General features: G+C 67.8%; 13 protein-coding genes and 1 tRNA gene. 9 read left to right on the top strand and 5 right to left on the bottom strand.

Annotated features, from left to right (window positions below; translation table 11 throughout):
• Positions 1-3: 3 nt before the first annotated feature.
• Complete coding sequence (lysA, locus tag G554_RS0105405) at positions 4-1,428, bottom strand: diaminopimelate decarboxylase (protein ID WP_027587103.1); 1,425 nt, start codon at positions 1,426-1,428, stop codon at positions 4-6.
• Between the two features lie 162 nt (positions 1,429-1,590).
• Between lysA and G554_RS0105400 the strand changes: the two genes are divergently transcribed.
• From G554_RS0105400 to G554_RS0105390, 3 genes are all read left to right on the top strand, one after another.
• A tRNA-Arg gene (locus tag G554_RS0105400) sits at positions 1,591-1,662 on the top strand.
• Between the two features lie 102 nt (positions 1,663-1,764).
• The gene (locus tag G554_RS14895; protein ID WP_051232511.1) at positions 1,765-3,087 is read left to right on the top strand and encodes a glycosyltransferase 87 family protein; all 1,323 of its coding nucleotides are present in this window, start codon (positions 1,765-1,767) and stop codon (positions 3,085-3,087) included.
• A 135-nt stretch (positions 3,088-3,222) separates the two neighbouring features.
• Positions 3,223-6,930 carry a multifunctional oxoglutarate decarboxylase/oxoglutarate dehydrogenase thiamine pyrophosphate-binding subunit/dihydrolipoyllysine-residue succinyltransferase subunit gene (locus G554_RS0105390; RefSeq protein WP_051232509.1) on the top strand — a complete coding sequence of 1,236 codons (3,708 nt, stop codon included), beginning with the start codon at positions 3,223-3,225 and terminating at the stop codon, positions 6,928-6,930.
• A gap of 18 nt (positions 6,931-6,948) precedes the next feature.
• On the opposite strand, the gene G554_RS17150 is transcribed toward G554_RS0105390, so the two are convergent.
• Positions 6,949-7,347, bottom strand: coding sequence for a hypothetical protein (locus G554_RS17150; RefSeq protein ID WP_245569957.1), 399 nt, complete (start codon positions 7,345-7,347; stop codon positions 6,949-6,951).
• Positions 7,348-7,653: 306 nt separating this feature from the next.
• On the opposite strand from G554_RS17150, the gene G554_RS0105380 reads away from it, so the two are divergent.
• The gene (locus G554_RS0105380) at positions 7,654-7,905 is read left to right on the top strand and encodes a WhiB family transcriptional regulator (protein WP_027587101.1); all 252 of its coding nucleotides are present in this window, start codon (positions 7,654-7,656) and stop codon (positions 7,903-7,905) included.
• A 6-nt stretch (positions 7,906-7,911) separates the two neighbouring features.
• Here the strand turns inward: G554_RS0105380 and G554_RS0105375 are convergent, their stop codons facing one another.
• Complete coding sequence (locus G554_RS0105375) at positions 7,912-9,402, bottom strand: sensor histidine kinase (protein ID WP_027587100.1); 1,491 nt, start codon at positions 9,400-9,402, stop codon at positions 7,912-7,914.
• A gap of 194 nt (positions 9,403-9,596) precedes the next feature.
• Here G554_RS0105375 and G554_RS18655 point away from each other — a divergent pair, with 194 nt between their 5' ends.
• Positions 9,597-9,671 (top strand): 50S ribosomal protein bL37, encoded by a 75-nt coding sequence (locus tag G554_RS18655; RefSeq protein ID WP_373887156.1) that lies wholly within the window; start codon positions 9,597-9,599, stop codon positions 9,669-9,671.
• Positions 9,672-9,793: 122 nt separating this feature from the next.
• On the opposite strand, the gene G554_RS0105370 is transcribed toward G554_RS18655, so the two are convergent.
• A complete protein-coding gene (locus G554_RS0105370; RefSeq protein ID WP_027587099.1) occupies positions 9,794-10,054 on the bottom strand; it encodes a zf-HC2 domain-containing protein in 261 nt (86 codons plus the stop codon).
• Positions 10,051-10,716: a sigma-70 family RNA polymerase sigma factor gene (locus G554_RS0105365; protein ID WP_036924750.1), complete on the bottom strand. Its 666-nt coding sequence runs from the start codon at positions 10,714-10,716 to the stop codon at positions 10,051-10,053. The genes G554_RS0105370 and G554_RS0105365 overlap by 4 nt, the downstream gene beginning before the upstream one ends.
• Positions 10,717-10,950: 234 nt before the next feature.
• On the opposite strand from G554_RS0105365, the gene G554_RS0105360 reads away from it, so the two are divergent.
• From G554_RS0105360 to G554_RS0105345, 4 genes are all read left to right on the top strand, one after another.
• The gene (locus G554_RS0105360) at positions 10,951-11,535 is read left to right on the top strand and encodes a DoxX family protein (RefSeq protein ID WP_027587097.1); all 585 of its coding nucleotides are present in this window, start codon (positions 10,951-10,953) and stop codon (positions 11,533-11,535) included.
• The gene (gene aroA / locus G554_RS0105355) at positions 11,528-12,826 is read left to right on the top strand and encodes a 3-phosphoshikimate 1-carboxyvinyltransferase (protein ID WP_027587096.1); all 1,299 of its coding nucleotides are present in this window, start codon (positions 11,528-11,530) and stop codon (positions 12,824-12,826) included. The genes G554_RS0105360 and aroA overlap by 8 nt, the downstream gene beginning before the upstream one ends.
• Entirely contained in the window at positions 12,823-13,818 is a 996-nt protein-coding gene (gene rsgA / locus G554_RS0105350; protein ID WP_027587095.1) for a ribosome small subunit-dependent GTPase A, read from the top strand. The genes aroA and rsgA overlap by 4 nt, the downstream gene beginning before the upstream one ends.
• A 115-nt stretch (positions 13,819-13,933) precedes the next feature.
• Positions 13,934-14,719 (top strand): inositol monophosphatase family protein, encoded by a 786-nt coding sequence (locus tag G554_RS0105345; protein WP_027587094.1) that lies wholly within the window; start codon positions 13,934-13,936, stop codon positions 14,717-14,719.
• The last annotated feature ends 9 nt before the right edge of the window (positions 14,720-14,728 follow it).

Below are 14,728 nucleotides of genomic sequence, written 5' to 3'. Positions count from 1 at the left end.
GCTTCAACGCGGGAGGGTTCCGGTGATCGGACCGGCATCCAGGGCGAGCAGATCGTCGAGGGTCTCGCGGCGCAGCAGCGTGGTCCATTCTGCCTGACGGACCGAGATCACCGGGGGGCGCGGCACATGGTTGTAGTTGCTGGCCATCGAGCGGGAGTAGGCCCCCGAGGTGGGCACTGCGATGAGATCCCCCGGATGGATGTCGGCGGGAAGGTAGACGTCGCGGACCAGGATGTCGCCCCCCTCGCAGTGCTTGCCGACCACCCGGCACAGGGTTCCGGGCTCGGCAGAGGACCGGTTGGCCAGCACCGCCGAGTACTCGGCGGCATACAGCGCCGGGCGGATGTTGTCACTCATCCCGCCGTCCACCGAGACGTAGACCCGCTGGGCCCCGCCGTCCAGGTCGACCGGCTTGACGGTGCCGACCTCATAGACCGCCATCCCGGCCGGTCCGACAATCGCCCTGCCCGGTTCCAGACAGACGTGGGGAACCGGCATCTGGTGGGCAGCGGCCTCGCTCTCGACGATGTCGCGCAGGTCGGCGGCCAGGTCCTGAGGTGTCGAAGGGGTGTCCTGGGAGGTGTAGGCGACGCCGAATCCACCACCGAGATCCAACTCGGGCAGCAGCACGCCGGTGGCCTGGCGGAACTGCCAGCGCAGTTTCATGGTGCGTCGGGCCGCCACCTCGAAACCGCCGGTGTCGAAGATCTGCGAGCCGATATGGGAGTGGATGCCGAGCAGCTCGATGAGCGGACTGGACTGACATCTCACCATCGCCACCATCGCGGCGCCATTGGCGATCGAGAATCCGAACTTCTGGTCCTCATGGGCGGTGGCGATGTACTCGTGGGTGTGCGCCTCCACCCCGGGGGTCACCCGCACCATGACGCGGGCCCTCACCTCCAGGCGCTGGCACAGCTCCTCGATCCGGTCGATCTCGTCCAAGGAGTCGACGATGATCCGTCCCACCCCGGCCCGCAGCGCCAGCTCCAGCTCCCGGCGCGACTTGTTGTTGCCGTGCATGCCGATCCGGGCCGCCTGGAAGCCGCCCTCCAGAGCAGTCCTCAGCTCGCCCTCGGTGCAGACCTCCAGGAACAGCCCCTCCTGGTGGACCCAACCGGCCACGGTGCGGGTGATGAAGGCCTTGCTGGCGTAGTACACGTCCCAGCCGGCGAAGGCGTCCCGGAAGGCCCGGGCACGCGACCGGAAGTCCACCTCATCGATGATGTACGCCGGGGTACCGACCTGGCCGACAAGAGTCCTGAGGTCGATCCCGCCCACCTCCAGGACCCCGTCGCGACGCCGCCGCACCGTCGAACTCCACAGCTCCGGGTCCAACTCATTGACGTCGGTGGGAACGGTGAGCCACTGCGGCCCTGCTGCGGCGACGTCGGCGTGGACAGAGCCTGCCACATGCATATGGGTCATGACGCTAGCCTGCCATCTGCGCCACCGGCCCCGCACATCGTCCACCGCCCAAGATGGCCGGACCACCCGTACGATGACCTGGTAGGCCAGATCGCCCGCCCGGATTGCCGCTTCCGCCCGCCAGGCGCTACAGTCGATGACTGGTCCGAGGATTCGGACCGGGCCCCCGTAGCTCAGGGGATAGAGCACCGCCCTCCGGAGGCGGGAGCGCGCGTTCGAATCGCGCCGGGGGCGCCCGCATGATGGTTGCAGGGACCGTGTCAGGACCGGCCCGGGACCTCTGCGGGGGCAGCAGCCGGGCTGTGTGCTGGGGGGCAACCAGTACAGTGGGGCCCCGTGCCGGACCCTCAGCAGAGCAAGACCTTCAACCGGGCGCGTGCCGAATTTCTCACCGGTGCCGGTGTCACCGCGCTGTGGGTGCTCACCAGGCTGCTGATGCTGCGGATCTTCACACTGCCCAATGCCTCCTACATCACCGGGGACGTGGGGTACTACCACTACTGGCTCACCGCAGCTCACATTCCGGTCCAGGAGATGCTGAGGGAGTACCCGGTGCCGGTGATCTGGGGTATGAGAACCCTGCTATGGGCCTCCGGCGGCTCCGATGCGAACTATTTCCTCGTGCTGTTCGTGGTCGCGATGATCGTGCTGGACGCCATCATGACACTGGCCCTGTGGCGCTACGGTCACCGGGTCGGGGCGCTGTGGTGGATCCTCTTCGTGATGGCCATCGGGCCCTTGATGTGGTTCCGTTTCGACATGGTTCCGGCAGTCTCGATGGGTCTGGCGGCCTTGTGGTTCCGGCGTCACCCCTCCGCCTGCGGGGCGGCAGTGGCAGTGGGGGCCGCCATCAAGCTCTGGCCGGCCCTGCTCATCCTGCCGATGATCGGACGCACCCGGGCAGCGGTACGCAGGGCGGTGGCATTCGCGATCAGCGGCGCAGCACTGGCACTGTGCTCCCTGGCCGCTGCCGGGATCACGCGCTCGCTGTCACCGCTGACCTGGCAGTCCGACCGGGGCCTGCAGATCGAGTCGATCCCCGCCACCGTCCCGATGTTGCAGCGCGCGATCTCGGCCCCCGATCAGTACCTGGTGGCGCTGTCGACCTTCAACGCCTACGAGATCAGCGGCCCGGGCGTTTCCGAGTGGCTCAACCTCTCGTCGGTGGCGATGGTGCTGGCGGTGGCCGCCGCGGCACTGATCGGCTGGATCGCCTGGGCCCGCGGCGGACTCAGCCACCGGCAGGCGGTGCTCGGCGCCGCGGTGATCATCGGGGCGCTGATCGTGGCCAACAAGACGCTGTCCCCCCAGTACTTCATCTGGTGGGGCGCTCCGGTGGCCGTGCTGCTCGACCGGTCCGGCGACGAGGCGGACTGGCCCAGACGCCGCCTGGATCGGGTCGGGCGGATCTGCCTGGGGATCGCCGGCGCGCTGTTCGCCACCGGCCTCCTCACTCAGTGCGTCTACCCGCTGAGCTACAGCCACATCATCTCCCCGATCCCCGCGGGCTGGGCCACGGGGCTGCTGGTGGTACGCAACCTGATGGCGGTGGTGACGCTGGGAATATGTGTCTGGGGGCTGGTCGTCTCGCTGCGGACCAGCTCCGCCCCCGCGGCGGACCGCGCCCGCGGGATCTCGCCTCTGGAGAAAACAGTGTGAGTGTCCCCATCCCGCTAGCATCATGGCCACACGGGCCCCGGCAGTGGGGTCGAAGGCAACGGTGCTGTGTGGATTGGGGCTGAGTCAGCCCACCTCTACCGCGCACCGTGCACGACCACGGAAGAAGGCGCAGAGGTGTCATCAGGAACCGTCGGACAGACCACTCCTCAGGCGAACCCGGAGTTCGGGGCCAACGACTGGCTCATCGACGAGATGCGCGACCAGTTCCGCGCCGACCCGGGATCGGTAGGCCCCGAATGGGTCACCTTCTTCCAGGCCGAGGGTGCCGCCCCGGCAGCCCAGGCTCCTGCCAGCCCACAGACGCCGCCCGATCCGGCTCCCGCTGCCAGTGTCGACCAGGGGCTGCCCGAACCGCCCGCAGCCGCACCGCCGCAGGCCGCACCCGTACGGCGTCCACCAGTCGCGGCCGAGGCGCCCAGGACCCCCGCCCCGCCACACTCCAACCCGCCCCAACCGCGCACCGAGAGGCTTCGAGGGGCACCGATGCGCACCGCCCGGAACATGGAGTCCTCGCTGTCGATGCCGACGGCCACCTCGGTGCGAGATGTCCCGATGAAACTGGTCATCGAGAACCGGTTGATGATCAACAAGTTTCTGCGCCAGAGCAAGGGCGGCAAGGTCTCCTTCACCCACATCCTCGGCTACGCGATGGTCCAGGCCCTCAAGGCCAACCCCGAGATGAACAACGCCTACGCCGAGATCGACGGCAGACCCAGCATCATCGAGAATCCCTCGGTCAACCTCGGACTGGCGATCGATGTCGTCGGATCCGATGGCACCCGCAAGCTGGTGGTGCCGGCCATCAAGATGGCCAATGAGATGGACTTCCGGCAGTTCATGGCCGGCTACGAGGAGATCGTCGCCAAGGGACGCCGCAACGAGCTGACGGTCGACGACTTCAAGGGGGTCACCGCATCCCTGACCAATCCCGGCGGTATCGGCACCAACCACTCGGTCCCCCGGCTGATGCCCGGCCAGGGCATGATCCTGGGGGTGGGATCCATTGACTACCCCGCGGGTTGGCAGGGGGGCAGCCCCACCCGGCTGGCCGAGTTGGGGATCTCCAAGGTGACCACGCTGACCTCCACCTATGACCACCGGATCATCCAGGGAGCCCAGTCCGGGGAGTTCCTCAAGCGGATCCACCAGTTGCTGCTGGGCGCCGACCGATTCTACGAGGAGATCTTCGAGTCCCTGCGGATCCCCTACGCCCCGGTCCAGTGGGCTGCCGACCGGATGGCCAATCGACCCGATCAGGTGAGCAAGCAGGTCCGCGTCATCACCCTGATCGACGCCTGGCGACAGTTCGGGCACCTGTCGGCCGATCTGGACCCGCTGGAGTACAAGCCCCGCTACCACCATGACCTGATGCTCAACAGCCACGGGCTGACCCTGTGGGACCTGGACCGGACCTTCCCGGTCAACAACTTCGGCGGGGTCAAACGGGCCAATCTCTCGCTGCGCGAGATCCTGGAGATCCTGCGCGACTCCTACGCCTCCACGATGGGCATCGAGTACATGCACATCACCGACCACGAGCAGCGACGGTGGTTCCAGGACCGCTTCGAGCGCGCCCACACGCCACTGTCACGCGACATCTACCTGCAGATCCTCGACCAGCTCACCGATGCCGAGGTCTTCGAGACCTTCCTGCAGACCAAGTACGTCGGCCAGAAGCGGTTCAGCCTGGAAGGCAGCGAGTCGGCGATCGTGCTGCTGGCGGCGATCTGCGCCCAGGCCGCCGACCAGGGTCTGGAGGAGGTCTGCATCGGGATGCCGCACCGGGGCCGGCTCAATGTCCTGGCCAACATCATCGGCAAGTCCTACGGTCAGATCTTCCGCGAGTTCGAGGGCAACGCCGAACCCTCCAACGCCCAGGGCTCCGGTGATGTCAAGTATCACCTGGGAGACGAGGGGATGTTCACCGCCCACTCGGGCCACACCATCAAGGCCTCGGTGGCCGCCAATCCGAGCCACCTGGAGGCCGTCGATCCGGTGCTGGAGGGAATCTGCCGGGCCAAGCTCGACGTTCTCGACAACTCCACCGACTTCCCGGTGCTGCCGATCCTGATGCACGGCGACGCCGCCTTCGCCGGCCAGGGAGTGGTCTTCGAGACTCTGCAGATGAGCCAGCTGCGCGGCTACCGCACCGGCGGGACCATCCACCTGGTGGTCAACAATCAGGTGGGGTTCACCACCGCCCCCGGCGACGGTCGCAGCTCCCAGTACGCCACCGGCGTGGCCAAGTCCATCGCGGCCCCGGTGATCCACGTCAACGGCGACGATCCGGCGGCGGTGGCCCGGGCCGCCAACATCGCCTTCTCCTACCGGCAGACCTTCCACCGCGATGTGGTGGTCGACCTGGTCTGCTACCGGCGCAGGGGACACAACGAGGGCGATGACCCGAGCTTCACCCAGCCGCACATGTATGACCTCATCACCCACAAGAGGTCGATCCGCAAGGTGTACACCGAGAACCTCATCGGCCGCGGCGACATCACCCTGGAGGACGCCGATGCCGCCATGACCAGCTTCCGCAAGAAGCTGGAGACCGCCTTCGAGCAGGTCCGGGATGCCAACTCCCGGCCCCAGCCCTACGACTCGGTGCCGGACTACCCGGTCAAGAGGCCCAGAACCCAGCCCAGCGCCATCAGCGCGGAGCTGATGGACAAGGTGGCCGCCGCCCAGGCCGAGCTGCCGGCCTCGTTCACCCCCCACCCGAAGGTCTCCCCCCAGCTGGCCCGCCGCGCCAAGGCGCTGCGCGGCGAGGGACCGATCGACTGGGCCTCGGCGGAGATGCTGGCGCTGGGATCGCTGGTGGCCGAGGGACTGCACGTCCGGCTGACGGGCCAGGACTCCCGTCGAGGGACCTTCTCCCAGCGCTTCGGCACCATTGTCGACCGGGTCACCAACAAGCACTATGTCCCGATCAACCACATCGAGGGGATCAAGGGGGGCCTGGACATCTACGACTCCCCGCTCAACGAGTACGCCTCGCTGGGCTTCGAGTACGGCTACTCGGTGGCCCGACCCAACTCCCTGGTGCTGTGGGAGGCCCAGTTCGGCGACTTCGCCAATGTCGCCCAGCCGATCATCGACGAGTTCATCGCCTCGGCAGGTGCCAAGTGGGGGCAGAAGTCCGGAGTGGTGCTGCTGCTGCCGCACGGTTACGAGGGTCAGGGCCCCGACCACTCCTCGGCCCGACTGGAGAGGTTCCTGTCGCTGTGCGCCGAGGAGGCGATGGCGGTCTGCCAGCCCTCCAGCGCCGCGAGCTATTTCCACCTGCTGCGTTACCACGCCTACGTCAACCTGCACCGCCCGGTGGTGATTGCCACCCCCAAGTCGATGCTGCGCAACAAGGCTGCGGCCTCGACCGTGGAGGATTTCACCCAGGGCCGGTGGCGTCAGGTGATCGGCGATGAATCGATCAGCGACCCCTCGCGAGTGCATCGCCTGATCCTGTGCTCGGGAAAGGTCCGCTGGGAGCTGCTGCGACGCCGTGCCCAGGAGCATCTTGACGATGAGGTGGCGATCGTCACCCTGGAGCGGCTCTATCCACTTCCCGCCAGGCAGCTGGTGGAGGCGCTGGAGGGTTATGGCCAGCTCACCGACATCCGCTGGGTCCAGGAGGAGCCGGTGAACCAGGGTCCCTGGCCCTTCATGCGAGCTCACCTCGGCCAGGCGGTCTCCGCCATCCGACCTGGCCTGCTGGACGCCATGACGGTAACCGCCCGGCCCTCCTCGGCAGCAGCTTCGGTGGGCCAGCACAGCGTCCACATGGCTGAACAGGAGGCCCTTCTGGAGGCCGCCTTCACGCAGTAGGCCAGCTGGGCCGGCATCTCAGATCGCCCGGCGTCGTCCCAGTGAGAGCATCACAGCAGCCACCAGGACGGCGCCGGGGATCAGCAGGATGGACCAGAACCAGCGGGGCGCACCTGAGCCCAGCAGGCTGACCAGGACCGCGATGTGCAGCAATGCACTACCGATCAGCAGGCCGTCCGCCCAGCTCCTGGCGCGATGCGCGGCCCACCCGATCAGACCCAGCAGGACGGCGTAGACCAGCAGCATGGCCGCGACCCCGAGGGCGAACCGACCATGGCCTCCTGCCACCGAACCGACTGCCACCCCGGCAATCACCAGGGCTGACAGCCAGGTGGCAGAACTGGCCAGCCATCGCCAACCTGCCCGCCGCGCGCTCAGCCCCTCGGGCCCGGCACCGGACTTCGGCACATCCCTCACTCAAGGTCCTTCCCGAAATCCTTCCGCAACTGCGGCCTCCCGCATATCATAGGGGCGGTGCTCCGCCTCCAGCGGATCTGCGAACCGGTGCACACCTGCGCACAATTGACGGTCGATCGCCTGCACAACCGGAATGGGTCTTGTCAAGAGCCCAACTAGTTGCCAGTATTTATTGGTCCGACCAGAACTGTGCGTCATCTGCGACGGTGATCCCATCGCTGGATCGGACGACAGCCCGACCGGCGGGCTGCACGAGAACTTGTGCTTATACCCACGCCACGTGGGCCCTGAAGGAGTGACATACGCATGGACTGGCGCCACAAGGCTGCCTGCCTGGACGAGGATCCGGAGCTGTTCTTCCCGATCGGCAACACCGGTCCCGCTCTGGCCCAGATCTCGGCCGCCAAGAGGGTCTGCGCTCGATGCGAGGTTCGCACCGAGTGTCTGACATGGGCTCTGGAGGCCGGCCAGGATCACGGCGTGTGGGGGGGAATGAGCGAGGATGAGCGTCGAGCCATCAAGCGCCGTCAGTCCCGCTCCCGGGTCCGTCGGTCCTGACCTGGATCACTCGGCCGTGGCGCCGGGCTGATCGAGCCTGGCGCTGATCGTGGCGCAGGTGCCCTTGCCCTCCGGGTTGTTCTGGAGGGTGAAGGTGCCGCCAAGATCCTGAACCAGGGTGCTGACGATCGACAGTCCCAGGGACTTGCGGTGATCCGACAGCGAGAATCCTTCGGGCAGCGGCTTGCCGTCGTTCCTGATCTCCACGATGAGGTGGCCCTGCTCGCGGTAGGGGTGGACCACCACCTCCCCCGAGGAGGAGGCCAGACTGTGCTCGATGGCGTTCTGGCACAACTCCGTGGTGGCCAACGACAGAGGCGTGGCGATATCAGCGCGCACCTTGCCGAAACTTCCCTCCCGTCGGGCGATCACCCTGCCCGAGGAGGCGGCAACGTCACCCACCATCCGCAGGATCCGGTCGACGACCTCGTCGAACTCCACCTCATCGTCGAAGTTCTGGGAGAGGATCTCATGGACCACAGCAATGGCTGCGACCCGCGCCATCGCCTGCTTGAGGGCGAGCTTCGCATCGACATTGGTCATCCGACGCGATTGCAGCCGCAGTAGCGCGGCCACCGTCTGGAGGTTGTTCTTGACCCGGTGGTGGATCTCGCGGATGGTGGCGTCCTTGGTGACCAACTGGCGGTCCCTGGTGCGCAACTCGGTGAGATCGCGAACCAGGATCAGGGTGCCCGCCGGCACCTCCAAGTCGTCGAGCCAGGTGCGTAGCGGGATCACCCGGGCACGCAGCGTCGCCTCGGAGTTGTCGATGTCGGTCTCGCGCAGCGAGCGGCCCTCCAGGTCCAGCCCGACCGTCTGGCCGACATCCTGAAGGTTGGGACACAGCTCACGTACCACCGGGATGAGGTACTCGCCGTCAAGGTCCCCCGACAGCCCCAGCTTGCGGAAGGCCGACAGAGCATTGGGACTGGCATAGGTCACCATTCCGGTGGTGGCCACCCGCAGCACCCCATCGGTCACTCCGGGCGCCAGCGCCCGATCGTGGCCTGGGAACAATGGGAACTGGCCGTGGTGGAGCATCTCGGAGAGGATCCCGGCGATCTCCAGGTAATTGTCCTCGGTGGACCCGGGGGCTCGCACCCCCATCTGGTTGGTGTGCCTCTCCACGACCGCGATGACCTCGTCGTGGCGGATCACCGGGATCGCCCACACATCGACCGGGATGCCGGCCGACAGCTTGTTGTCGCTGGTCTCGCACATCTGACCGCTCATGAAGGCCTCGGTGACCAGGTTCTCGTCGTCGAAGGCCACCGACTCCCCCACCACGTCGTCCTCCAGTGCGGTGGGACCGGTGTCGGGCCGCACCTGAGCGGCCGCCCAGTAGATCGACGGGTTCTCATCGGGTACCCACAGGATGAGGTCGGAGAAGGACATGTCGGCCAGGATCTGCCACTCCTCGACCACGGCGCCCAGCCAGGCCACGTCGTCCTGGTCGAGCTGGCTTCGGGCAACCATGAACCGGTCCAGGGAAGGCATGGCCCCACTCTATGGCCCCTGCACACTCCTGGTCGCAGCGGGCCAGCAGCCATCGCGGTGGTGGCAGGAGGCTGCCGGAGGCCGACCGACAGGCGTCATTTGGCTGAGCCAGCGCTCTGCGGCACAATGGATGGTCGTTGCCGCGCATCACGCGGCCCCTCCGTCGGAGGGTGCACCGAGTTGAGGAGAGCGCCATGGGCAAGACAGGCCGCAAGCGTCGCGCGCGTCGCAAGAAGAACGCCAATCACGGCAAGCGTCCCAACGCTTGATCCCGGCGCACCGCACCGGTGCGCTCCACCCGGCCCGTGACCGGGTGCACCAGGGCTCCCGTCTGATGACGGGAGCCCTGTTCGTCTGGGGCATCGCTCTCAGCCCTCGATGTGCACCGCGCTCAGCCTTCGATGTGCATTCGCACAATCTTGAGCCGCAGCGAGGAGTTGGCCCTGGCACTGCGGTTGCAGCGTTGCAGCGCCCGGCTCACCGCCGCCTCCAGATCAGCCTCGTCCAGACAGGACTCGCAGGCGGCGATGTGGCGGCGGAAGGCATCGGCCTGCTCCTCGTCCAGTTCACCGTGCAGAAAGGCCTGGAGATGCTCCAGTGCCCAGTCGCAGGCATCCTCGGGGCAGTACGCCGGGTCCGGGTCATTCGTCATGAGTGCACCTCCTGACCGAGCGTCTCCTCATCGACCTTGCCGGCCAGCGGGCCGATGCCGCGAGCACCGGCCACATCGACCAGCTGCGCGCGAAGCTGCTTGCGGGCCCGGTTCAGCCGGGACATCACCGTGCCGATCGGAGTGCCCATGATCTGTGCGATCTCCTTGTATGAGAATCCCTCGACGTCGGCCAGCAGGACCACCTGGCGGAAGTCGTCGGAGAGCCCCTCCAGAGCATCCAGCACCTGTGTGTCGGGCATCGCGTCCAGCGCCTCGACCTCGGCCGAGCGCAGGCCGGTGGCCTGGTGGGAGGCTGCCCGGGCGATCTGCCAGTCCTCGACATTCTCGTCATCGGAGGTCTGTGGACGCCGCTGCGCCTTGCGATAGGTGTTGATGTAGGTGTTGGTGAGGATTCGGAACAGCCACGCCTTGAGATTGGTCCCCGGCTTGAACTGCTTGAAGGACGAGAAGGCCTTGGCGTAACTCTCCTGCACGACGTCCTCGGCGTCGGCGGGATTACGCGTCATCCTCAGGGCAGCACCATAGAGCTGGTCGAGGTAGCCCATGGCATCGCGCTCGAAACGTTCCACACGCTGCTCATCGGTCTCCTCGGCCAGATCCGGGAGAGTCTCGGCCTGCGCCGGAGTATCTGGGAGGGTCATCGGCTGCAAGCGTAGTCCACGCCGCAGCCCGCGCACTCGCGCGAGCTCGCGAGGCGGGCAGGTGCCCGCCGTCCTCGCCCGGGCCGGGCCGGTCACGATCGCAGTAGCCATACCATCTGGAACACCGCCGGGGTCCCAGTATTCCCCCGGCACTGCCCGCGATGCAGGCAGAGAAGTCCATGGATTGACCGGATCTGCTTCCGCCGGTGCCCCTCAGACGGTACTAATGGAGTCATGAGCATCATTCGTGGTCTGGGCCGAACCCTGTTCGCAAGCTACTTCATCGTCAATGGAGCCAATTCGGCGCTGAAGCCGGACTCCTTCGTCGCCGATGCCGAGCCGGTTGCCGACCGGCTGCTCCCGCTGCTGCAGCGCTCCCTGCCGGCGGCGGTGAGTTCCAGGCTTCCCGAGGACACCAAGTCCCTGGTCCGCCTCACCGGCGCTGCCCAGCTGGTCGGCGGCGTCGGGATGGCCACCGGACTGCTGCGCCGGGTCGGTGCGGCATCGGTTGCCCTCACGATGGTTCCTCACGTGCTCGCCTCGCTTCCCGACAAGACCCTGCCCAAGCAGGACCGCGCCGCTCAGCGCCGTGTCCTGCTGCGCAACGTGGCCCTGCTGGGAGCGGCTATGATGGCCTCCCGCGACACCGCCGGACATCCCAGTCTGGGGTGGCGTGCCGAGCAGCGTCGCCAGGCGATCGCCGATGACGCCCGCGACCTGGGCGGGAAGGCCTCCAAGAAGGCGCAGAAGGCCCAGAAGAAGCTGCAGAAGAAGGCCACCAAGGCGACCAAAGAGGTGCGGAAGCAGATCGGTGCCTGAGCCCTCCTCGACTGCCACCGGTTGGTCGGCCGCGCGGGCCGGTGGCCCGGTGAGCGGCCGTGTGGTGGTACCCGGTTCGAAGTCCCAGACGAATCGAGCCCTGCTGCTGGCCGGCCTGGCCCAGAGCCCCAGTGACCTGGACGGGGTGCTCGACAGCCGGGACACCGAGCTGATGAGGGCCGGCCTGGCCGGTCTGGGTGTCGGCTTCCAGGATCTGGCGCCGGGTCGGGTCAGGGTGCTGCCACCCCATCAGTTGCATGCTGCGACCTCAGCCATCGATTGCGGCCTGGCCGGGACGGTGATGAGATTCCTGCCGGCGGCTGCCGCTCTGGCGCCTGGATCGACCCGTTTCATCGGCGATCCGGCCGCCTCGGCCCGGCCGGTCGCTCCCGTGCTGGATGCCCTGCGCCAGCTCGGGGTCAGGGCGGACGCCGATCAGCTGCCGTTCCGCCTCGATGTGCCCCAGAGGCTGACGGGCCGCCGGGTGACCATCGACTCCTCGGGATCCAGCCAGTTCATCTCAGCTCTACTGCTCTCGGGTGCTCGCTACCCCGGAGGTCTGGACCTACGCCATGTCGGCCCCTCGATCCCCTCGGCCCCCCACATCCAGATGACCTGCCAGATGCTGGCCGAACGCGGCGTCCACGTCGACACCCCCGAGGCCGATCACTGGCTGATCGCCCCGGGACCCGTCGCGGCCCTGGATGCCACCGTGGAACCCGATCTCACCAATGCCGCAGTGTTCCTGGCGGCCGCGATGGCCACCGGCGGATCGGTGAGCGTGCCCGGGTGGCCCGTCCGGACCACCCAGCCCGGGGCGGATTTCCTCGACATCGCCCAGCTGATGGGGGCCGCTGTCGACCTCAGCGAACAGACGGTCACCGTCACCGGGCCCCGGCGGCTGAACGGCGCCGACATCGACCTGCACGAGGCCTCCGAGCTCACCCCGGTGGTGGCCGCCCTGGCGGTGCTGGCCGAGGGCCGCACCGAGATCCACGGCGTCGCTCACATCCGTGGCCACGAGACCGACCGGCTCGCCGCCCTGGAGACCGAGCTGTCGGCTCTGGGAGCGGATATCCGCCAGATCGCCGACGGCCTGGTCATCGAGGGACACGGACCGGGAGAGCTGCACGGTGGGGTGGTGTGCTGTCATGCCGATCACCGGATGGCCCACGCCGAGGCGTTGATCGGCCTGGTGGCCGACGGCGTCCTCCTCGACGACATCTCCTGCACCTCCAAGACGATGCCGCGGTTTCCGGCGATGTGGCTCGGGCTGGTAGACCCCCGATGAGCCCACGCCGACTGGCCTCCTCAGGGGTCGACACCAACGACGAGGAGGCCTTCGGACGGCCTCGGCGCACCCGGCCCAGAACCAAGAACCGTCCCGACTACTCCGAACTGCCGGTTGGTGCCGTGCTGGCGATCGACCGGGGACGCTGCCGGGTGAGGCTGGAGGGACGCGATGTCAACGCCGCCAAGGCCCGCCGGCTGGGGCGCAAGGCCGTCATCGTCGGGGACCGGGTGCGCCTCGACGGGGACGTCAGCGGCACCCAGGGCAGTCTTGCCAGGATCGCTGAGACCGAGCCGCGGGCCACTGTGCTGCGCCGCACCGCCGATGACACCGACCCCTATGAACGTCCCATCGTCGCCAATGCCGACCAGATCTTCATCGTCACCGCGCTGGCCGATCCGCCACCCCGGGTGGGAATGATCGACCGGATCCTGGTGGCCGCCTATGAGGCAGGGGTCGATCCGGTGCTCTGCCTCACCAAGGCCGATCTCGCTCCCGCCGATGACCTCATCGCGATGTACCGGCCGCTGGGGGTTCCGGTGGTGACCCGCTCCCCCGGCTCCGACCTGGCGCCGGTAGGCGAACTGCTGGCCGATCGGACCACCGTGCTGGTGGGCCACTCCGGGGTGGGCAAGTCCACCCTCATCAACGCTCTGGTGCCCGGCGTGGACCGGCGCACCGGCCAGGTCAACGAGGTGACGGGGAGGGGACGCCACACCTCCACCTCGGCGGTGGCCCTCGAGCTCCCCGGCGGGGGCTGGATCATCGACACCCCCGGGGTGCGATCCTTCGGGCTGTCCCATGTCACCTCCGAGGACGTGCTGGCGGCCTTCCCGGATCTGGACCGGTTCACCGCCGACTGCCCTCGCGGCTGCCCGCACACCGCCGGTGCGCAGGACTGCGGACTCGACGAGGCACTGGCACGATCCGAGATCTCACCGATACGGCTGGACTCCTTCCGCAGGCTGGATGCCGCTCGCACCACCCGCTGAGCCCCGCCGCGAATCCGGCGGGAGGCGAACCGGCCGGTGCGGGCACCGCCCGGCCCCACGGGGTGAGTCGTGGACACCAGGGCCATGGTCTGCCTCAAGTCACTAGCGTGGGACCATGACCGACTACACCGATGATCTCCGACTGGCCCATGTGATGGCCGACGACGCCGACTCCATCACGATGGCACGTTTCCAGGCCGCTGATCTGCACGTCTCCTCCAAACCCGATCACACCGAGGTCAGCGACGCCGACCTGGCAGTCGAGGACTCGGTGCGTCGCACATTGTCCAAGAGCCGTTCCCGGGACGCCGTGCACGGTGAGGAGAGGCCCGATTCGGGGCATGGCCCTCGCCGCTGGATCGTCGACCCGATCGATGGCACCGCCAACTATGTGCGCGGGGTGCCGGTCTGGGCGACGTTGATCGGACTGGCGGTCGAGGACCACGTGGTGGCCTCGGTGGTCTCGGCTCCGGCGCTGCGGCGGCGCTGGTGGGCGGCCGAGGGGTCGGGGGCCTGGACCGGCAGCTCACTGCTGAAGGCCCGCCCGATCCACGTCTCGGGGGTATCGCGGTTGGAGGACGCCTTCCTGTCCTACTCCTCGCTGGGCGGCTGGGTGGCGGCCGGCCGCGGTCACGGCTTCGGCGAACTGATGCGCACCGTGTGGCGGACCCGGGCCTTCGGGGACTTCTGGTCCTACATGCTGGTTGCCGAGGGGGTCGTCGATCTGGCCTGCGAGCCAGACCTCAACCTGCACGACATGGCCGCTCTGGATGTCATCGTGAGGGAGGCCGGGGGCCGGTTCACCTCCCTGGACGGCGCCGACGGGCCCTGGGGCCCCAATGCGATGGCGAGCAACGGTCTGCTGCACGACCGGGCCCTCGAGGCGGTACGTCCCAGCTGAGCGTGCCGC

The sequence above is a fragment of the Acidipropionibacterium thoenii DSM 20276 genome (assembly GCF_000423445.1).
GTDB lineage: Bacteria > Actinomycetota > Actinomycetes > Propionibacteriales > Propionibacteriaceae > Acidipropionibacterium > Acidipropionibacterium thoenii.
The sequence above is the reverse complement of the archived record's forward strand: the minus strand, read 5'-3'. Positions and strand labels throughout refer to the sequence as shown.

What these genes read in the sequence shown, in the direction of transcription:
- lysA (WP_027587103.1), bottom strand. Translation starts at nt 1,428, where the DNA reads ATGACCCATATGCATGTGGCAGGCTCTGTCCACGCCGACGTCGCCGCA.
- G554_RS0105380 (WP_027587101.1), top strand. Translation starts at nt 7,654, where the DNA reads ATGGACTGGCGCCACAAGGCTGCCTGCCTGGACGAGGATCCGGAGCTG.
- G554_RS0105375 (WP_027587100.1), bottom strand. Translation starts at nt 9,402, where the DNA reads ATGCCTTCCCTGGACCGGTTCATGGTTGCCCGAAGCCAGCTCGACCAG.
- G554_RS0105370 (WP_027587099.1), bottom strand. Translation starts at nt 10,054, where the DNA reads ATGACGAATGACCCGGACCCGGCGTACTGCCCCGAGGATGCCTGCGAC.
- G554_RS0105365 (WP_036924750.1), bottom strand. Translation starts at nt 10,716, where the DNA reads ATGACCCTCCCAGATACTCCGGCGCAGGCCGAGACTCTCCCGGATCTG.
- G554_RS0105360 (WP_027587097.1), top strand. Translation starts at nt 10,951, where the DNA reads ATGAGCATCATTCGTGGTCTGGGCCGAACCCTGTTCGCAAGCTACTTC.
- rsgA (WP_027587095.1), top strand. Translation starts at nt 12,823, where the DNA reads ATGAGCCCACGCCGACTGGCCTCCTCAGGGGTCGACACCAACGACGAG.
- G554_RS0105345 (WP_027587094.1), top strand. Translation starts at nt 13,934, where the DNA reads ATGACCGACTACACCGATGATCTCCGACTGGCCCATGTGATGGCCGAC.